At 72.1% G+C, this 18,622-nt stretch carries 17 protein-coding genes; 4 read left to right on the forward strand and 13 right to left on the reverse strand.

What is annotated here, in order from left to right; translation table 11 throughout:
- Positions 1-109 precede the first annotated feature (109 nt).
- The 4 genes from infB to rimP form a co-directional block, all read right to left on the reverse strand.
- Positions 110-3,250, reverse strand: a complete 3,141-nt coding sequence (gene infB, locus ACSP50_RS35520) for a translation initiation factor IF-2 (RefSeq protein ID WP_080128127.1) — start codon at positions 3,248-3,250, stop codon at positions 110-112.
- A 107-nt stretch (positions 3,251-3,357) separates the two neighbouring features.
- Positions 3,358-3,744, reverse strand: coding sequence for a YlxR family protein (locus ACSP50_RS35525; protein WP_080128128.1), 387 nt, complete (start codon positions 3,742-3,744; stop codon positions 3,358-3,360).
- Positions 3,722-4,738: a transcription termination factor NusA gene (gene nusA / locus ACSP50_RS35530; protein ID WP_014694162.1), complete on the reverse strand. Its 1,017-nt coding sequence runs from the start codon at positions 4,736-4,738 to the stop codon at positions 3,722-3,724. The genes ACSP50_RS35525 and nusA overlap by 23 nt, the downstream gene beginning before the upstream one ends.
- Positions 4,735-5,349 (reverse strand): ribosome maturation factor RimP, encoded by a 615-nt coding sequence (gene rimP, locus ACSP50_RS35535; protein WP_014694163.1) that lies wholly within the window; start codon positions 5,347-5,349, stop codon positions 4,735-4,737. Before rimP ends, nusA begins: the two co-directional genes overlap by 4 nt.
- A 192-nt stretch (positions 5,350-5,541) precedes the next feature.
- Between rimP and ACSP50_RS35540 the strand changes: the two genes are divergently transcribed.
- From ACSP50_RS35540 to ACSP50_RS35550, 3 genes are read left to right on the forward strand one after another with little or no spacing between them, the layout of a single operon-like run.
- Complete coding sequence (locus ACSP50_RS35540) at positions 5,542-6,021, forward strand: hypothetical protein (RefSeq protein WP_014694164.1); 480 nt, start codon at positions 5,542-5,544, stop codon at positions 6,019-6,021.
- Positions 6,022-6,031: 10 nt separating this feature from the next.
- Positions 6,032-6,460: a ferritin-like domain-containing protein gene (locus ACSP50_RS35545; RefSeq protein ID WP_014694165.1), complete on the forward strand. Its 429-nt coding sequence runs from the start codon at positions 6,032-6,034 to the stop codon at positions 6,458-6,460.
- Positions 6,461-6,474: 14 nt separating this feature from the next.
- Positions 6,475-7,185 carry a nucleotidyltransferase domain-containing protein gene (locus tag ACSP50_RS35550; RefSeq protein WP_014694166.1) on the forward strand — a complete coding sequence of 237 codons (711 nt, stop codon included), beginning with the start codon at positions 6,475-6,477 and terminating at the stop codon, positions 7,183-7,185.
- 9 nt (positions 7,186-7,194) lie between these two features.
- On the opposite strand, the gene ACSP50_RS35555 is transcribed toward ACSP50_RS35550, so the two are convergent.
- Together ACSP50_RS35555 and map are read right to left on the reverse strand one after the other, a co-directional pair.
- Entirely contained in the window at positions 7,195-7,812 is a 618-nt protein-coding gene (locus ACSP50_RS35555; RefSeq protein ID WP_231957075.1) for a VIT1/CCC1 transporter family protein, read from the reverse strand.
- A 68-nt stretch (positions 7,813-7,880) separates the two neighbouring features.
- Positions 7,881-8,738: a type I methionyl aminopeptidase gene (gene map, locus ACSP50_RS35560; protein WP_014694168.1), complete on the reverse strand. Its 858-nt coding sequence runs from the start codon at positions 8,736-8,738 to the stop codon at positions 7,881-7,883.
- Positions 8,739-8,819: 81 nt separating this feature from the next.
- Here map and ACSP50_RS35565 point away from each other — a divergent pair, with 81 nt between their 5' ends.
- Positions 8,820-9,134 (forward strand): STAS domain-containing protein, encoded by a 315-nt coding sequence (locus ACSP50_RS35565; RefSeq protein WP_014694169.1) that lies wholly within the window; start codon positions 8,820-8,822, stop codon positions 9,132-9,134.
- 3 nt (positions 9,135-9,137) lie between these two features.
- On the opposite strand, the gene ACSP50_RS35570 is transcribed toward ACSP50_RS35565, so the two are convergent.
- From ACSP50_RS35570 to ACSP50_RS35600, 7 genes are all read right to left on the reverse strand, one after another.
- Entirely contained in the window at positions 9,138-11,552 is a 2,415-nt protein-coding gene (locus ACSP50_RS35570) for a SpoIIE family protein phosphatase (protein WP_014694170.1), read from the reverse strand.
- A gap of 108 nt (positions 11,553-11,660) precedes the next feature.
- Positions 11,661-12,404 (reverse strand): gamma-glutamyl-gamma-aminobutyrate hydrolase family protein, encoded by a 744-nt coding sequence (locus ACSP50_RS35575; RefSeq protein ID WP_014694171.1) that lies wholly within the window; start codon positions 12,402-12,404, stop codon positions 11,661-11,663.
- Between the two features lie 16 nt (positions 12,405-12,420).
- Positions 12,421-13,113 carry a gamma-glutamyl-gamma-aminobutyrate hydrolase family protein gene (locus ACSP50_RS35580; RefSeq protein ID WP_014694172.1) on the reverse strand — a complete coding sequence of 231 codons (693 nt, stop codon included), beginning with the start codon at positions 13,111-13,113 and terminating at the stop codon, positions 12,421-12,423.
- A gap of 180 nt (positions 13,114-13,293) precedes the next feature.
- On the reverse strand, positions 13,294-14,058 hold the full coding sequence (locus ACSP50_RS35585; protein ID WP_014694173.1) for a 3-oxoacyl-ACP reductase: 765 nt from the start codon (positions 14,056-14,058) through the stop codon (positions 13,294-13,296).
- Positions 14,059-15,420, reverse strand: a complete 1,362-nt coding sequence (locus ACSP50_RS35590) for an aldehyde dehydrogenase (RefSeq protein ID WP_014694174.1) — start codon at positions 15,418-15,420, stop codon at positions 14,059-14,061.
- 16 nt (positions 15,421-15,436) lie between these two features.
- Complete coding sequence (locus tag ACSP50_RS35595) at positions 15,437-16,783, reverse strand: glutamine synthetase family protein (RefSeq protein ID WP_014694175.1); 1,347 nt, start codon at positions 16,781-16,783, stop codon at positions 15,437-15,439.
- 12 nt (positions 16,784-16,795) lie between these two features.
- Entirely contained in the window at positions 16,796-18,328 is a 1,533-nt protein-coding gene (locus ACSP50_RS35600) for an amino acid permease (RefSeq protein ID WP_014694176.1), read from the reverse strand.
- Positions 18,329-18,622: the final 294 nt, after the last annotated feature.

Below are 18,622 nucleotides of genomic sequence, written 5' to 3' on the forward strand. Positions count from 1 at the left end.
TCCCAGCCCGGGTGGCGCCGGAGGACAAGGGGCGGCCCTCGGCGTACCGGCAAAGCGACGGTCCCGGTGCGCAGCGCACCGGGACCGTCGGGGAAACCTCAGCCGGGGATCAGGCCCGCGGCTTCTCCCGCATCTCGTAGGTCTCGATCACGTCGCCGATCTGCGGCGTGCCGAAGCCCTGCAGGGTCAGACCACACTCGAAGCCCTCGCGGACCTCGGTCGCGTCGTCCTTGAACCGCTTGAGCGAGCTGATCGTGACGTTCTCGCCCACCACGGTGCCGTCGCGCAGGATACGCGCCTTGGCGTTGCGGCGGAGGAGCCCGGACCGGACCAGACAGCCGGCGATCAGACCGATCTTGGACGAACGGAAGACCTCGCGGATCTCCGCCGTGCCCAGCTCGACCTCTTCGTACTCCGGTTTGAGCAGGCCCTTGAGCGCCGCCTCGATCTCCTCGATGGCCTGGTAGATCACGCTGTAGTAGCGGATCTCCACGCCGGCGCGGTCGGCCATCTCCTTGACCTTGTTGGAGGCCCGGACATTGAAGCCGATGATCGTCGCGGTCTGCTCCGACGAGGCCGACGCCAGGTTGACGTCGCTCTCGGTGATCGCACCGACGCCGCGGTGGATGACCTTGAGCTGAATCTCGTCCGGAATCTCGATCTTGAACAGCGCGTCCTCGAGAGCCTCGACCGAGCCCGAGCTGTCGCCCTTGATGACCAGCGTGAGCGAGGTCTTCTCGCCCTCCTTGAGCTGAGCCATGAGCGTCTCGAGCGTGGCCTTGGCGCCGGAGTTGGCGAAGGCGGCCGCGCGGCGGCGAGCCTGCCGCTGCTCGGCGATCTGCCGGACCGTGCGGTCGTCCTCGGCGGCCAGGAACGTGTCGCCGGCGCTGGGCACCGACGTCAGACCCAGGACCAGCACCGGACGGGCCGGACCGGCCTCGGCGACCTGCTGACCGTTCTCGTCGAGCATGGCGCGGACGCGGCCGTGCGCGCCACCCGCCACGATCGAGTCGCCGGCCCGCAGCGTGCCCTTCTGCACCAGGACGGTCGCGACGGCGCCGCGGCCCTTGTCCAGGTGCGCCTCGACCGCGACACCCTGCGCCGGCCCGTCGATCGGAGCGGTCAGCTCCAGCGACGCGTCGGCGGTCAGCAGGATCGCCTCGAGCAGGTCGTCGATGCCGATGCCGGGCTTGGCCGCGACGTTGACGAACATCGTGTCGCCGCCGTACTCCTCGGCGAGCAGGCCGTAGTCGGTCAGCTGCTGCCGGACCTTGTCCGGGTTGGCGTCCGGCTTGTCGACCTTGTTCACCGCGACCACGATCGGCACCTCGGCGGCCTTGGCGTGGTTGAGCGCCTCGACCGTCTGCGGCATCACGCCGTCGTCCGCCGCCACCACGAGGATGACGATGTCGGTGACCTGGGCACCACGGGCACGCATGGCGGTGAACGCCTCGTGACCCGGGGTGTCGATGAAGGTGATCGCCCGCTCCTCCCCCTGGTGGGGGACGACGACCTGGTAGGCGCCGATGTGCTGGGTGATGCCACCCGCCTCGCCGGCGACCACGTTGGTCTTGCGGATCGCGTCGAGCAGCTTCGTCTTACCGTGGTCGACGTGACCCATCACCGTCACCACCGGGGGACGGGTGACCAGACGGTCCTCCGCCACCTCGGCGTCGAGGTTGATGTTGAACTGCGCGAGCAGCTCACGGTCCTCGTCCTCGGGGCTGACGATCTTGACGTCGAAGCCGAGGTGCTCACCGAGCAGCAGCAGCGTGTCGTCGGAGACCGACTGCGTCGCCGTGACCATCTCGCCCAGGTTGAACATCTCCTGGACGAGCGAGCCCGGGTTCGCGTTGATCTTGTCGGCGAAGTCGGACAGCGAGGCGCCACGCGACAGCCGGATCTCCTGACCCTGACCGCGCGGAGCACCCGAGCTCATCTGCGGAGCCGACAGGTTGTCGAACTCCTGACGCCGCTGCTTCTTCGACTTCCGGCCACGCGTCGGCCGGCCGCCGGGACGCCCGAAGGCACCCGCCGCGCCACCGCCACGACCACGGCCACCGGCGCCACCGGGACGACCCGGAGCACCCGCGCCGACCGGGCCGCCGCCACCGCCACCGGGGCCACCGCCACCGGGACGGAAACCGCCACCGGCGCCGCCGCCACCACCGGGACGGAAACCGCCACCGCCGCCGCCACCGGGACCGCCGCGGAAGCCACCGCCACCGCCGCCGCCACCGGGACGGAAACCGCCGCCACCGCCACCGGGACCGCCACGACCGGCACCCGGACCACCGGGACGACCGGCGCCGCCACCCGGACCGCCACGGCCGCCGCCGGGACCGGCGGGACGCTGCGACGGCATGGACGCGGGGCTGGGCCGCGGCGGCATCGACGCCGGGCTCGGCCGCGGCGGCATGCCGGGCTGGTTGGGACGCGGCATCGAGGCCGGCGACGGACGGGGACCGCCCGTGTTGCCGGAGACGCCGAACGGGTTGTTACCGGGACCACGCGCCGGCGGGCGCGGAGCGCCACCGGCCGGACCCGGACGGGGACCGCCGGGAGCACCCTGGTTGCCACCGGCACGGCCGGCGGCCGGGGAACCCGGACGCGGAGCCATGCCGCCGGGGCCGGGACGCGGACCACGCGGGCCACCCTCGGCCGGAGCCGCCGGAGCCTGCGGGTTGTTGCGACGCTCGGTCTCGCGGCGCTCGGCATCCCGGCTGCGTGCCGCCTGAGCGGCCTGCGCCGCCTTGACGGCGGCCTCCTGCTCGGCCTTCAGCGCCTGGGCGCGTGCCTCAGCGGCCGCCACCTCGATGTCGTGCGCGCTGGCCGGCTTGCTGACCGGACCGGGCGTGGGCCCGGGACGGCCGGGCACCGGCTTCGGCCGGGCGAACTGCCCGGGCGACGGGGCCGGTGAAGTCGGGGCAGCCGACGAGCCGGGGCCGGGCGTGGGCCCGGGACGGCGCGGAGGCTGCGGACGGACCGCCGGCGGGCCGGGACGCGGCGACGCGGACGGGCTGGGGGCGCCACCGGACGGGGCGGGGGTGGACGCGGCCGGGGCGGCCGGAGCCGCCGGGAGCGCGCCGCCCGCCTCGAGGGCGCCACGGAGCCGCCGGGCCACCGGGGCCTCGACGGTGCTCGATGCGGACTTAACGAACTCGCCCATGTCCTTCAGGGTGGCGAGAACGGTCTTGCTGTCGACCCCGAGCTCTTTGGCGAGCTCGTGAACGCGGGCCTTGCCTGGCACTGCACTCCTCATCTCGAGGTCGTGCGAGCAGTACCCGCAACGACCTCACTCGTGCACTAGAAGCCTGGTCATTTCAGGGACTTCATCGAGTGCTCATCTGGGTCGTCCTACCTTGCTGGGTCGTGACGGGGCGAGAACGCCTCGTCATCGGTGGTTCCGCACGGCACGGAGACCGTGCGGATGTGCTCGGCAAGCAATCCGGCATCAGCAACACCGGTGAGTCGCAACGCCCGCCCGAAGGCTCGACGTCGCTCCGCCTGCTCGAAGCAGGCCGGATCGGGATGCAGGTGCGCTCCCCGGCCCGGCAGTCGGCGGCTTGGATCGGGCAGAAGCCGGAGGTCTTCCCCGGATCCGACCGCGACGAACCGCAGCAATGAAGCGGCCGGCGCGCGTTTACGGCAACCGACGCAGGTTCGCGTCGGGCCGACCGAGGACAAGTCTACCCCTCGATCGCGGCGACCGCGTATCCGGTCAGTTCCCCGCCTCGGCCGCATCACGGTCCGCGACTGTGGCGGGTTCGTTGTCCGGACGGATGTCGATGCGCCACCCGGTGAGCCGGGCGGCGAGCCGAGCGTTCTGTCCCTCCCGGCCGATCGCCAGGGACAACTGGAAATCGGGCACGGTCACCCTGGCCGTCCGGGTGGCCGCGTCGACCACCTCGACGCGCAGCGCCTTGGCCGGCGACAGCGCGTTCCCGACGAACTGCGCCGGGTCGTCGGACCAGTCGATGATGTCGATCTTCTCACCGTGCAGCTCGCTCATCACCGCGCGGACCCGCTGGCCCATCGGACCGATGCAGGCGCCCTTGGCGTTCACACCCTGGACGGTGGACCGGACCGCGATCTTCGTACGGTGACCGGACTCACGCGCGATCGCGGCGATCTCCACGGTCCCGTCCGCGATCTCCGGCACCTCGAGGGCGAACAACTTCTTCACCAGGGCGGGGTGCGAGCGGGACAGGGTGATCTGCGGGCCGCGGAAGCCCTTGGCCACGTGCACCACGATGCAGCGGATCCGGGATCCGTGCTCGTAGGACTCGCCGGGGACCTGCTCGGACTGCGGCAGCACCGCCTCCAGCTTGCCCAGATCGACGATCACGATGCCCTTCTCGGCACGCGCCGCGTCGGCCTGCACCACGCCGGTGACCAGGTCGCCGTCGCGCCCCGCGTACTCACCGAAGTGCTGCTCGTCGGTGGCCTCCCGGAGCCGCTGCAGGATCACCTGCTTGGCGGTCATCGCGGCGATCCGGCCGAAGTCGTGCGGGGTGTCGTCCCACTCCCGGACCACCGTGCCGTCCGCGTCGGTCTCCTGCGCCAGCACCGAGGCGACGCCGGACCTGCGGTCGATCTCCACCCGGGCGTGGCTCTCCGCGCCCTCGGTGTGCCGGTACGCGGTCAGCAGCGCGGTCTCGATCGCCGCGAGGATCGTCTCGAACGGGATCTCCCGCTCGCGCTCCAGGGCGCGCAGCGCCGCGAGGTCGATGTTCACTCCTCGCCCTCCCCTTCGTCTTCATCTTCGTCGTCGGCGTCGTCCTCGTCGCCGAACTCGGCCTCGTCCAGGCGCTTGAACTCGATCTGGACCTTGCCCGCACCCAGGTCGGCCCAGGCCACCCTGCGCTCGGCGCCGTCCACGTCGAGGGTCACGCCGTCGTCGTCGGTGCTCAGCACCCGGCCGGTCAGCCCGTTGACGGCGACCAGCCGGCCGGCGTTGCGCCGCCAGTGCCGGGGCTCGGTCAGCGGCCGGTCCACCCCGGGCGAGCCGACCTCCAGTTGATACTCCCCCGCCAGGACCTCGCCGCCCCGCTCATCCGCGGCATCCAGGGCCTCGGAGATCTCCCGGGAGACGACCGCCACATCGTCCAGGCCGATCCCGCCGTCGGCGTCGATCAGCACCCGGACCACGAACCGGCGCCCGGCCCGGGACACGGTCAGGTCCTCCAGGTCGTAGCCCGCCTTGGCGACCACCGGCTCGACCACCTCGCGCAGCCGGGCGCGAGCCGCGGTCAGGTCGACGCGCGGCAGGGCGGGGGCACTCCGGGAATCCGAGCGGCTGCTCGGGCGGCCGCCGGGCCGGGCCCCGGCGCGACCACGCTGCGTCATCGGGCTCGACCTCTCACTCGCGTTCACGCTGCATCAGCGCGAATTTACGCTGCAACGACTATATGCCGCCGGGCAGTCGGTGGCCCCGCGGCTGACGCAGAGCCTAACGCGCCCGGCGCGCGGGCGGCGCAGCGCCGCACCGGAAACACGTGAACCGCAGGTCAGCGGCCCGGGACTTCACCCGCGAAGGCGATGGTGTTGACTGATCCGGTGCGGATAGGTGATGCGGATCCCACCCGGCGGCGGGTGCTCGCCGCGGGCGGCGTTCTGGCCGGGACGGTCACGCTCAGCGGTTGCGGTCTGTTCGGTGACGACCCCGAGCCGCCGAAGGGGCCGGACCCGCTGCAGCCGGTGCTGGACGAGGCGGTCACCCTGGCCGCGACGTACGACCGGGTGATCCTGGCCCAGCAGTCGCTGAGCGCCACGCTCACCCCGATCGCCCAGGCGCACCGGGCGCACGCCGCCGAGCTGGCCCGGGTGATCGGGGTCACCGCGCCCGGCGCCGCCCCGGGCGCGTCCATCGTCGACGGCACCGTGGCCGGCCTGCGCAGGGCGGAACTCGCCGCGCAGAAGACCGCGGTCGCCGCGTGCCAGAGCGCCCCGGCCGGCCGGGCGGCGCTGATCGGCTCGATCGCCGCCGCGCGAGCCACCCACGCCGAGGCTCTGCGCTAGTTTCTCGAACGTGAAAGATGAACTGGCCGCCGCGCTCGCCGCCGAGCAGGCGGCGATCTGGGCGTACGGGGTGATCGGCGTGCACCTGCCGCCCGGCGCCGAGCAGGACCAGGCCCGGGCCGCCGAGCAGGAGCACCGGGTGCGCCGCGACGACCTGGTCGAGCAGCTGGCCGGGTTGCAGGCCGGCGCCGCGCCGACCCCGGCGGGCTATCAGCTGCCGTTCCCGGTCACCGACCGGGCCGCCGCGCTGAAACTGGCCGTCCAGATCGAGGACGGGGTCGCCCAGGCCTGGCGCCCGGTACTGCCGGTGACCGAGAACACCCAGCGCACCACCGCGCTGTCCGCTTTGACCGCCTCGGCGATCCGTGCCACCCGGTGGCGCAAGTTCGCCCAGGTCACCCCGCTGACCCTGATCTTTCCGGGTCGCCCGGGCGCCTGAACGACCAGAATGGGGTGGTGCTCGACGAGATCGACACCACCTCGCCCCGCGGTTCGCTCGCCCTCCGGCTCTGCGACGCGATCCAACGTCGTTGGCCGGCCGAGGTGCTGGCGATCGGCGTGCGCGGCTCGGTGGCCCACGCGGACGACACCGAGACCAGCGACGTCAACCTGATCGTGGTGACCTATCGCCCGCGGACCGGGCCGCGGCCGGCGCTGCGCAAGGTCGACGGCGTGCCGGTCGACCTGGCGGTGCTCGCCGCCGACGAGGCGATCGCCCAGGCCCGGCAGCTGACCCCGCGCTGGCCGCTGCTGGCCGACCGGTACCTGACCACGATGCCGCTGCACGACCCGCGCGGGTGTTTCCGGGAGCTGCGCGAGGCGCACCAGAACCTGCTTGCCGAGGCCCGCCCGGCGGAGTACGCCCAGCTGGCCCGGCACAACTGGGCGATCGCGAACGGGGCACGGCAGCGGGCGGTCCGGCTCACCCAGTGGTACGACACCGACGCCGCGTTGGTGCTGATCGCCCAGGCCCGGGTGAACGCCGCGCTGGTCGCCGGCTTCCTCACCCACACCTGGTTCCGCAACGCCGCGGACGCGGTGCGGCGCACCGGGGTGGCCGCCGCCGACATGCAGGAGCTCGGGGCGATCCTCAAATACCAGGCCGAGGAGCTGGCCGCCCGGGGCCGCCCGGTGGACGGCACCCTGGGCGCGCTCTTCGACTAGCGGTGCCCGCTAGACCCCGATCAACGACCCGATGAGGTACGTCAGTCCGGCCGCCACCGCGCCCAGCACGAGCTGCCGCAGGCCGCCGAGCCACCAGGCCCGCAGGGTCAGCCGGGACACCACCGCGCCCGCCGCGAACAGGCCGAGCCCGCCGACGGCCAGGGCGGCCCACAGGTTGTCGTACCCCATCAGCAGCGTGAGGAGCGGGATCACCGCGCCCACCGAGAAACAGACGAACGACGAGCCGGCCGCCGTCCACGGGCTGGGCAGCTCGTCCGGCACCACGCCCAGCTCCTCCTGGGCATGCACCCGCAACGCCTGGTCCGGGTTCCGCTTGAGCACGTCGGCGACCTGCCGGGCCAGGCCGGCCGGCAGACCGCGGGCCACCCACATCGCGACCAGCTCGTCGGCCTCGCCGTCCGGGTTGACCCGCAGCTCGTGCAGCTCCTTGCCGAGCTCGGCGGCGATCTGCTCGTTCTGGGTGCGGACGCTCGTGTACTCCCCGATGCCCATCGAGATCGCGCCGGCGACCAGACCGGCCACCCCGGTGAGGATCAGCGCGTGCCGGCTCACCTGGGCACCGCCGACCCCGGCGATCAGCGCGATGTTGGTCACCAGGCCGTCCATCGCGCCGAAGGTCGCGGCCCGCAGCCAGCCGCCGGAGACGTCGGCGTGGTGGTGCTCGATCACCGGGGTCACGGCAGGGTGAGGATCTCGACGCCGTCCTCGGTCACCACCAGCGTGTGCTCGAACTGCGCGGTCCACCTGCGGTCCTTGGTGACGACCGTCCAGCCGTCCGCCCAGATCTCGTACTCATGGGTGCCGAGGGTGATCATCGGCTCGATGGTGAAGGTCATCCCCGGCTCCATCACGACGGTCAGGTCGGGCTTGTCGTAGTGCGGCACGTACAGCCCGGAGTGGAACGTCTCGCCGATCCCGTGACCGGTGAAGTCGCGCACCACGCCGTAGCCGAACCGGCGCGCGTACGCCTCGATCACCCGCCCGATCGCGTTGATCTGCCGTCCCGGCGCGACCGCCCTGATCCCCCGCATCATCGCCTCGTGGGTGCGCTCGACCAGCAGCCGGGCCTCCTCATCGACCTCTCCGACGCAGAACGTGGCGTCGGTGTCGCCGTGCACGCCGTTCAGGTACGCCGTGACGTCGACGTTGATGATGTCGCCGTCCTCCAGCACGGTGGAGTCCGGGATGCCGTGGCAGATCACCTCGTTCAGCGAGGTGCAGCAGGACTTGGGGAAACCCTTGTAGCCCAGGGTGGACGGGTACGCCCCGTGGTCGAGGATGAACTCGTGCACCACCCGGTCGATCTCGTCGGTGGTCACCCCCGGCTTGCAGTGCTCGCCGGCGAGCTGGGTGGCCTGCGCGGCGATCCGGCCGGCGACCCGCATCCTCTCGATGGTCTCCGGGGTCTGCACGTGCGAGCCGTGCCACGGCGCGGGCCGTTTCTTGCCGACGTATTCGGGGCGGACGATGGTGGCCGGGACCGATCGCTCACGCGACTGCTTGCCCGGCACGAGCGGTGCACGTACGGTCATGAATCACAGCCTATCCGCCGTTCGGAGCCACCATCGGTCCCGTCCTTGCCGCTCGGCGACCCGCTGTGAAATCGTGTATCGGTGGATCAAGAGGGGCAGGACCCGACTTTCACGGCGACCGGCGCGGTCGACGGTGATCGGGTGGTCGTCACCGTGACCGGCGAGGTCGACATGTCCACCGCGGGCGCCCTGTTCGAGACCGCCACCCCGGAGCGGATCACCGGCGCCACCATCGACCTGCGGGCGGTCACCTTCTTCGACTCGGCCGCCATCCACACCCTGATCCGGCTCGCCGAGCGGTATCCGGAAACGCTCGAGGTGATCCCCTCCGAGCGGGTGCGCCGGGTGCTCGACATCTCCGGCCTGGGCGGCCAGCCCTGGCTCAGGTCGCACTGACCGTCAGGCCGCGGTCAGCGGCCGCCGCAGGGTCACCGCGGTCCCGGCCGGCGACCGGTGCACGGACAGCTCGGTCAGGGCGCCGATCAGGGCCAGCCCACGCCCGCGGAAACCCGCGTCGGTGGCCGGCCGCCACTGACCGGTGTCCCGCACGATCACCACGATCGCGTCCGGCTGCATCGAGGCCTCCACGGTGATCACCGGCTCGGCCGGCTCGACCGGGTGCTCGATCGCGTTCGCCGCCGCCTCGGAGACCGCCACGGTCAGGTCGAACTGGTCGGCGTCCGGCACCGCGTGCGCGGTCAGGAAGTCCTCCAGGCGCTGGCGCAGCACACTGAGCCGGGTCGGGTCGGCCGGCAGCCGCATCACGAACTCGGTCGGCTCGGTGACCTGCAGCGCGATCAGCGCGATGTCGTCCCGGCGGACCTGCCGGGCGGCCTTGGCCAGCAGCGTGTCCAGCAGGTCCTCGATGTGCTCGGCCGGCCTGGCCACATCCGCGGTCAGCTCGGCCAGGCCGGCGTCGATGCCCTGCCGCCGGTCCTCGACCAGCCCGTCGGTGTAGAGCAGCAGCCGGTCGCCGAGCGCCAGCCGCACCTCGTGCGCCGGGTAGGCGACCTCGCGCAGCGCTCCGATCGGCGGGCCGAGCGCGGTGCGGTACAGGAACGAGCCGAGTTCGCCGCCGGTCACCCGGATCGGCGACGGATGACCGGCCGCGGAATACCGGGCCACCCGGGTGATCGGGTCGAAGCGCAGGCAGAACACCGTGGCGAACTGCCGCCGGCCGAGCGTGTCCACCAGCCGGTTGAGCCGGCTCAGTGCGGCGCCGCAGTCGAAACCCTCCAGCAGGTACGCCCGCAGCGCGTTCCGCAGCTGGCCCATCGCGGCCGCGGCCTGCACGCCCTTGCCGACCACGTCGCCGATCACCAGGCACAGCCCGCCGTCCGGGTCGGCGATCACGTCGTACCAGTCGCCGCCGACCCGGGCCTCGCTGCTGCCCGCCACGTACCGGCTGGCCACCACCGCGCCCGGCACCCGGGGCAGCGACTGCGGCAGCAGGCTGTGCTGCAGGGTGCGGGCGATCCGGTGCTCGGTCTCGTACAGCCGGGCGTTGGCCAGCCGCAGACCGATCAGGCGGGCCAGCTGGGTCAACACGACCGGCGGCACCGGCCCGTCCGCGCCGGACCAGACCCGCAGCTCGCCGAGCTGCACCCCCGCGGTGTCCGGCAGCGGCACCAGCACGTCCGGCTCGGCGTCCGCCTCGGCACCGCCGTCCCGCTCGGCCCGGGCGTCCGGGACGCAGACCACCACCCGGCCGGCCGCGGTCATCGCCTGCACGTGCCGGGCCGCCACGTCGAGCACCTCGGCGATACCGGTCACCGAGCTCAGCGCGACCGCGGCGTCGACCAGCCCGCGCAGCCCGTTGACCGTCGCCCGGCGCACCCGGCCGAACTCCAGGCCGGCCCGCACCCGGTCGGTCACCTGCCCGGTGGCGAACGGCGCGGCCAGCACGTCGTCGGTGTCCGCGGCCGCGTAGACGGCCCGCGCGCCGGCCACCGCCCGGGCGATCGCCGCAGCGGCCAGGGTCAGGAAGTCCCGGTAGCCGTCGTCCAGGCGCAGGTGCCGGTTGACCCCGGCGACCAGCGCCCCGACCGTGTCGGCGCCCACCCCGATCGGCAGCACCAGGGCCTCGTCGGCGGCGTCGGGCGCGACGTCGGCCAGCTCGGCCAGCGGCACCCGGCCGGGCCGGCCGGTGGTGATCACGTCCCGGATCGCCGGGTGCGCGCCGGCCGCGTCGAGCACCACCTCGGCGTAGGGCACGTCGAGCGAGCCGACCCGGAGCGCGGCCACCGCCTCGGCGGCCAGCGCGGCCGGCACGGCCAGGTCGGCCAGCCGGCGGCCGAGCGCGCCGAGGATCCGCACCCGGCGCTCGCCGAGCACCCGGCCGGTGGTCTCGGCGACGATGCACATGATTCCGCCGACCGAGCCGTCGGCGGACCGGATCGGGTCGAACGACACGTCGAAGTAGGTCTGCTCCAGGAAGCCGTGCCGCTCGATCAGGAACGGGTGGTCGTCGGCGTAGAACGCCTCGTCGCTCTCATGCACCCGGCGGATCAGCCGCTGCACCGTGTCCCACGTCTCGGCCCACATGTCCCGGCCCGGCCGGCCCAGGTACGCCGGATGCTTGCCACCGGCGATGGCGGCGTACGCGTCGTTGTAGAGGACGGTGTGCTGCGGGCCCCAGGCGATCAGGATCTGGGTGCGCGAGGCGAGCATCGTCACCACCGCGCCGACCAGCTCGTCCGGCCACCTCGCGGGATCCCCGGCCGGGGAGGCGGACCAGTCCAGCTCGGCCATCCGCCGGCCCATCTCGCCGCCGCGCTCGAAGGCGACGCGCAGCCGGGCGGGCAGGACGCCCATCGATGCCTCCCGTGAGGTGGGGTCGCCGGGGAAAGCCGGCCCGCTGGCACGTTAACACCGGGCCGGCAGCCGGACCCGGCGGGCGGCCGGGTGGGGACGTGACCGCCGCTACACCGAGGCCGCGGCGATCTCCCGGCTGATCAGCGCGGCCCGGGTGAGCGCCGCGAAGACCCGCAGGTCGGTGGTGCGCTCGGGGTGCCACTGCACGCCCATCGCGAAGCTGCGCCCGGGATGTTCCAGGATCTCCACCACCCGGTCGTCCGGGCACCAGCCGGTCGCCACGAACTCGCCGGGGTCGGCCACCGCCTGGTGGTGGAACGAGTTCACGGTGGTCTGCCGGCCGAACAGGTCGTGGGCGCGGGACCCGTCCGCGGTGACCACGTCGTGCCGGCCGTAGTCGCCGGCCCCGGCGGCCAGCGGGTCGGTGCCGACCGCGCCGCGGTGCCGGTCGTGCCCGATCAGATCGGGGAGGTGCTGGTGCAGCGAGCCGCCGGTGGCGACCGCCATCACCTGGTGGCCCCGGCAGACGCCGAGCACCGGCAGGTCGGCGTCGAGCACCGCACGCATCAGCATGATCTCGGCGGCGTCCCGGACCGCGTCCACCTCGGTCTCCGGGTGTGGCGCGGCGCCGTAGTGCGCCGGGTCCACGTCGGCGCCGCCGGTGAAGACGATGCCGTCGAGCGATTCCAGCACGTCGGTGCCGGGGTCGTCGGGAGTGATCAGCACCGCCCGCCCGCCGGTGGCGTGCACGGCCCGCACGTACGTCATCGGGAGCATGCCGGCCATCAGCTCGTTCCGGCCGTACTGCACGTGCTGGGCGTATGCGGTGAGGCCGATCAGCGGTCTGCGCATGGGGATGGTGCCCTCCTCAACTCCGTTCGGCGGCGGCCGTCACCAGCGCGCCGAAGAGCCGGCGGTCCCGGCTCACCTCGGGGTGCCACTGCACGCCGAGCAGGAATCGCCGCTCCGGGTCCTCGACCGCCTCGGGCAGGCCGTCCTCGGCCCGTCCGGTGACGGTGAGCTTCCCGGCGTCGGCGACGCCCTGATGGTGGAAGCAGTTGATGGTCACGTCCTCGCCCATCAACCCGGCGATCCGGCTGCCGGGGACGAAGACCGCGTCGTGCTCGCTGTACTCGCCGGGGGCCACCCGGTGCCGCTCGTGGCCGAGCACGTCCGGCAGGTGCTGGTGCAGGCTGCCGCCGTGCGCGGCGACCAGCAGCTGCATGCCGCGGCAGACGCCGAGCACCGGCAGGTCGGCCTCGAGCGCGGCGCGCAGCAGGGTCAGCTCGCCGGCGTCCCGGTCGGGATGGGTGACGGTGTGCGGGCCGGGCCGCTCGCCGTACAGCGCGGGGTCGATGTCCGGGCCGCCGGCCAGCAGCAGACCGTCCAGCACCCGCAGCACCTCGGCGTCCATGTCGTCCGGGGGCAGCAGCACCGCCCGGCCGCCGGCCTGGGTGACCGCGGCGGCGTAGTCGTAGGGAACCAGAGCGGTGGGGAGGTCACGCCAGACACCCCAGGAGGCGGGCATCACGTACGTCGTTATGCCGATGATCGGACGCATCGCACCACCGTAGCCACCGCCCGCCGGTCCGGTCGCCTGGACAGGGGGCGCGGCACCGAAATCAACGGTGCCGCGCCACGGGCCCCTCTGTCCTATCCCAGACGGGGACCAAGACCCGCCTGAGCAGGGATTCGACCCCTGTGAAGAGATCCCTTCCCGGCCTCGGGGGTGACTAAACGTTCACAGCGGGGTTACATACGCACCGGTGATGCCGCCGTCGACGACGAACTGCGACGCGGTCATGAACGAGGCGTCGTCACTGGCCAGGAAGGCCACCGCGGCGGCGATCTCGGCCGGCTCGGCGAACCGGCCCATCGGCACGTGCACCAGGCGGCGGGCGGCCCGCTCCGGATCCTTGGCGAACAACTCCATGAGCAGCGGGGTGGCCACCGGGCCGGGGCAGAGCGCGTTGATCCGGATGCCCTCCCGGGCGAACTGCACGCCCAATTCCCGGGTCATCGCCAGCACACCGCCCTTGCTGGCGGTGTACGCGATCTGCGAGGTCGCCGCCCCGAGCAGCGCCACGAAGGACGCGGTGTTGATGATCGAGCCCTTGCCCTGCCGCTGCATGTACGGGATCGCGTACTTGCAGCAGAAGAACACGCTGGTCGTGTTGACCTTGAGCACCCGCTCCCACGCGTCGAGCCCGGTGACCAGGATCGAGTCGTCGTCGGGCGGCGAGATGCCGGCGTTGTTGAAGGCGATGTCGACCCGCCCGTGCCGCTCGGCCACCCCGTCGAAGAGTGCCCTGACCTGCCCCTCATCACTGACGTCGCAGGCCACGAACTCGCCGCCGACCTCCTGCGCGACCGCCTTGCCGGCCTCCTGCGAGATGTCCACCGCGACGACCTTGGCGCCCTCGGCGGCGAAGCGCCGCGCGGTGGCCAGACCGATTCCACTGCCGGCGCCGGTGATCACGGCGACCCGGTCCTGCAAACGCTCCACTTAATCTCCCGTAGCCAGGAACACGTTTTTGACATCGGTGAACGACAGCAGCGCGTCCGGGCCCAGCTCGCGGCCCAGACCGGACTGCTTCATCCCGCCGAACGGCGTCCAGTACCGCACCGACGAGTTGCTGTTGACGCTGAGCGCGCCGGTCTCGACGGCGCGGGAGACCCGCAGCGCGCGGCCGACGTCGCGGGTCCAGATCGAGCCGGACAGGCCGTACTCGGTGTCGTTGGCCAGACGGATCGCCTCGGCCTCGTCCCGGAACGGCAGCACGCTGACCACCGGGCCGAAGATCTCCTCCCGCCAGTGCCGGTCCGCCGCGGAGGAGGCGAGCAGCACGGTCGGCGGGAACCACCAGCCGTCGGTGAATGCGGCGCTGCCGCGGAACGCCACCTCCGCGCCGTCGACATAGGACGCGACCACGTCCCGCTGGCCGGACGAGATCAACGGGCCCATCTCCGACTTCTCGTCAGCAGGGTCCAACACCCGGAATTTCTGGACGGCCGGCTCCAGCAGGGCGAGGAACCGGTCGTACACCGAAGCCTCGACCAGCAACCGCGACCGGGCGCAGCAATCCTGCCCCGCGTTGTCGAAGACCGCCCCGGGTGCGGCCGCGGCCGCCTTGTCCAGATCCGCATCCGCGAAGATCACGTTGGCACTCTTGCCGCCCAGCTCCAGCGTCACCCGTTTCACCTGTTCGGCACAGCCCGCCATGATCGATTTGCCGACCGCGGTGGACCCGGTGAAGCAGACCTTGCGGACCGCCGGGTGGGTGACGAACCGCTGCCCCACCACGCTGCCCTTGCCGGGCAGCACCTGGAAGACCCCTTCCGGCAGGCCGGCTTCGAGGGCCAGCTCGCCGAGCCGGATCGCGGTCAGCGGGGTCAGCTCGGCCGGTTTGAGCACCACCGTGTTGCCGGCCGCCAGCGCGGGCGCGAAGCCCCAGCCGGCGATCGGCATCGGGAAGTTCCAAGGCACGATGATGCCGACCACGCCGAGCGGCTCGTGGAAGGTCACGTCCACCCCGCCGGCGACCGGGATCTGCCGCCCGGCGAGTCGCTCCGGGGCCCCGGCGTAGTAGTGCAGCACGTCGCGGACGTTGCCGGCCTCCCAGCGGGCGTTGCCGATGGTGTGGCCGGCGTTGCGCACCTCCAGTTGCGCCAGCTCTTCGAGGTGGTCGTCGACCACCGTCGCGAAGCGGCGCAGCAGCCGCGCCCGGTCCCCGGGCGCGACCGCGCGCCAGCTCCCGAAGGCCTTGCGGGCCCGCTCGATCGCCGCGTCGGTCCCGGTCAGGTCCAGCGACGGTACGGTCGTGAAGACCCGCCCGTCCGCCGGGTTGATCACGTCAGTTGTGCCCACGTCAAGATCCTCACACTTAGAGGCGTTCGAATCCACGACGCAGTTCCCAGTCGGTCACCGCGGCGTCGAAAGCGGCCAGCTCCACCCGGCCCATGTTGGCGTAGTGGGCGACCACATCCGCCCCGAACGCGCTTTCCGCCACCGCGCTGCCCGCCCAGAGCTCGGTGGCCTCGCGCAGCGTGCCCGGCACCCGCCCGGCGGTGTCGTCCCGGTAGGCGTTGCCGGCGAACTCGTCCTCCAGCGGCAGCTCGTTCTCGATGCCGTGCACCGCGCCGGCCACCAGCGCGGCGATCGCGAGGTACGGGTTCACGTCGCCGCCCGGCACCCGGTTCTCCACCCGCATGCCCTGACCGTGGCCGGCGATCCGCAGCGCGCACGTCCGGTTGTCCACGCCCCAGCGCAGCGCGGTCGGCGCGAACGAGCCCGGCTGATAGCGCTTGTACGAGTTGATGTTCGGCGCGAACAGCAGGCTGAACTCGCGCATCGTGGCGAGCAGCCCGGCCAGCGCCCGCTGCCCGGTCACGCTCAGGTGCGCCGGCCCGTCGCCCAGCATCGCCGACCGGTCGTCCCGGCCGCGCAGCGAGAAGTGGATGTGGCAGGAGTTGCCCTCCCGCTCGTTCGGCTTGGCCATGAAGGTCAGCGCCATCCCCTCCTGGGCGGCGATCTCCTTGGCCCCGTTCTTGTAGACGACGTGGTTGTCCGCGGCGGTCAGCGCGTCGGCGTACCGGAATGCGATCTCGTGCTGCCCGAAGTTGCACTCGCCCTTGGCGCTCTCCGGGAGCAGGCCCGCGCCGTACATCTCGTTGCGAATCCTGCGGAGCAGCGGTTCCACCCGCGCGGTACCCAGCAACGAGTAGTCCACATTGTACTGGTTGGCCGGGGTCAGGTTCCGGTAGTGCCTGTCGAACGCCTGCTCATAGCTGTCCCGGTAGAGGACGAACTCCAGCTCCGTCCCGGCGTACGCGGTGAGCCCGTGCGCCGCCAGCCGGTCCAGCTGGCGGCGCAGGATCTGCCGCGGGGACGGTGCCACCGGCTGTCCCGCGGTGTCGAACAGGTCGGCCAGCACCAGTGCGGTGCCCGGCTGCCACGGCACCCTGCGCAGCGTGCCGAAGTCCGGCCGCATCACGAAATCGCCGTAGCCGGTGGACCAGGAGGACATCTCATAGCCGTCGACGGTGTTCATGTCGACGTCCACCGCGAGCAGATAGTTGCAGCCCTCACTACCCGCGCCGGCCACCTCGTCGATGAAGTACCGCCCGTGCAACCGCTTGCCCTGCAGTCGCCCCTGCATGTCGGTGAGCGCCAGCAGGACGGTGTCGATCGAACCGTTGCCGACCGCTACGTCCAGGTCCTCGAGATCCATGGATCAGTCCTATCAGTCGTTGGCCGTCGGCATGGTCTGCTCGCCGTGCGCCGCCGCCTCCAGCAGGTTGGAGCGCGGACCGGTGAACCAGTGCCGGGCGCTCGCGAACCACCAGACGGTCGCGCCGCCGACGACGATCGCCACCGCGACGATCGTGTAGTTGAAGTTCTTCGCCGTGATCGGGCCGGCGGTCGGCAGCACGAACAGCACGCAGATGATCGCCACCCAGACGATCGAGATCCAGCCGACCAGGGAGCTCCACTTCCCCAGGTGCCACGGGCCGGCCCGGAAGTCCGGGTTGCGGCGGCGCAGGAAGACCGGGCCGACGTACGCGATGTACAGGCCGATCACCGCGATCGAGGTGGCCGCCGCGTACGCCGTGGTGTTCCACAGCGACGGCAGCACCAGGATCGTCGAGATGGTCACGCACAGCCAGATCGAGTTGGTCGGCGTGCCGGTGCGCGGGTTGACCTGCTTCCACAGCCGCGAGCCGGGCAGCGCGCCGTCGCGGGCGAACGCGTACGACATCCGGGAGTTGGCGGTCACCGACGCCATCCCGCAGAACCACTGCGCCACCATGCAGATGAACAGCAGGAAGGTGCCGACGTTGTGGCCGGCCGCGTCGATGAAGATCTGCGCCGGCGGCAACTGGAGCGAGGTCGCCGCCTCGGCGTCGTAGTCCTGGATCGACCAGGTGATCGCGAACAGCAGCACGAACCCGGCGATCACCGAGACCACCACCGACATCACGATCCCGCGCGGCGCCGCGTTGGCCGCGTCGTGCGTCTCCTCGGCCACGTGCGCGGACGCGTCGTACCCCGTGTAGGTGTACTGCGCCATCAACAGTCCGATCAGGACGGCGTACACCGTCGCTGCGCCGAAGCCGAACCCGGTCGCGTTCTTCACCTCGAAGAACACCTCGGAGACCGGCTTGTGGTGATCCGGCAGCACGGCCAGCAGCACCACGATCACCGCCACGCCGATCAGGTGCCACCAGGCGCTCACATCGGAGAGCACCCGCACCAGGTTCACCCCGAACGTGTTGAGCAGACCGTGCGCCACGATGATGACCAGGAAGATCAGGAAGGTCCGCCCGGGCGTCACCGCCATGTCGAAGGTCAGGCTCAGGAACGCCGCCGTGGTGATCGCCGCCCCGAAGTCGATCGCCGCGGTCACCGCGACCTCGCCGAGGAAGTTGAACCACCCGATGAACCAGGCCCACGCGGCCTTGTTCCGCTTGGCCAGCGCCGCCGCCCACCAGTACAGCGCGCCGGCCGTCGGATACGCCGAGCAGACCTCGGCCATCGCCATCGCCACCAGGGTGACCATCCCGCCGACGAGCAGCCAGCCGATGGTGATCGCGAACGGTCCGCCGGCGTTCATCGCGATCACATAGGACGTGATCGCACCGGCCAGGATGGAGATGATCGAGAAGGAGACCGCGAAGTTGGAGAAGCCGGACAACCGGCGATGAAGTTCCTGCTTGTATCCGAGTTGCGCGAGTCGTTCCTCGTCGCTGCTGCTAACGGCCGGTTCAGTGCTCATTGCGCGAGCTCCCTACGCCGAAAAGGTGTGACCTGAGCCACGGGTTTCGGTGATGATCGCTCCGCTGTGTTACGGCCGTCAATGATCAGCGTTAATTGCGTTGCCGCGCGCCATGTTGCGGTGCGAACCTTGACGGCGACAGGGCAGCAACCGGACCCCTCGGCAGGGACCGTTTCGCCCGGGTTGTTCGACAACCTCCCTGCGGCGGTGCGGGGCGCGGTCACCTCTCTCACCCGCACGCGGCCTTCCGGCCGCGCAGCGCCCGCCCCGCACCGCCGCCCCACTCCCGCTCCG

The organism is Actinoplanes sp. SE50/110, from assembly GCF_900119315.1.
Classification (GTDB): domain Bacteria; phylum Actinomycetota; class Actinomycetes; order Mycobacteriales; family Micromonosporaceae; genus Actinoplanes.

Bases quoted from the DNA above. Each gene is read 5' to 3' on its own strand.
- ACSP50_RS35600 (WP_014694176.1), bottom strand. From the start codon at position 18,328: ATGAGCACTGAACCGGCCGTTAGCAGCAGCGACGAGGAACGACTCGCG.
- ACSP50_RS35555 (WP_231957075.1), bottom strand. From the start codon at position 7,812: ATGGACGGCCTGGTGACCAACATCGCGCTGATCGCCGGGGTCGGCGGT.
- ACSP50_RS35570 (WP_014694170.1), bottom strand. From the start codon at position 11,552: ATGGGCGTCCTGCCCGCCCGGCTGCGCGTCGCCTTCGAGCGCGGCGGC.
- ACSP50_RS35595 (WP_014694175.1), bottom strand. From the start codon at position 16,783: ATGGATCTCGAGGACCTGGACGTAGCGGTCGGCAACGGTTCGATCGAC.
- ACSP50_RS35540 (WP_014694164.1), top strand. From the start codon at position 5,542: ATGGTGTTGACTGATCCGGTGCGGATAGGTGATGCGGATCCCACCCGG.
- ACSP50_RS35525 (WP_080128128.1), bottom strand. From the start codon at position 3,744: ATGCGGCCGAGGCGGGGAACTGACCGGATACGCGGTCGCCGCGATCGA.
- rimP (WP_014694163.1), bottom strand. From the start codon at position 5,349: ATGACGCAGCGTGGTCGCGCCGGGGCCCGGCCCGGCGGCCGCCCGAGC.
- ACSP50_RS35575 (WP_014694171.1), bottom strand. From the start codon at position 12,404: ATGCGCAGACCGCTGATCGGCCTCACCGCATACGCCCAGCACGTGCAG.
- ACSP50_RS35580 (WP_014694172.1), bottom strand. From the start codon at position 13,113: ATGCGTCCGATCATCGGCATAACGACGTACGTGATGCCCGCCTCCTGG.
- map (WP_014694168.1), bottom strand. From the start codon at position 8,738: ATGACCGTACGTGCACCGCTCGTGCCGGGCAAGCAGTCGCGTGAGCGA.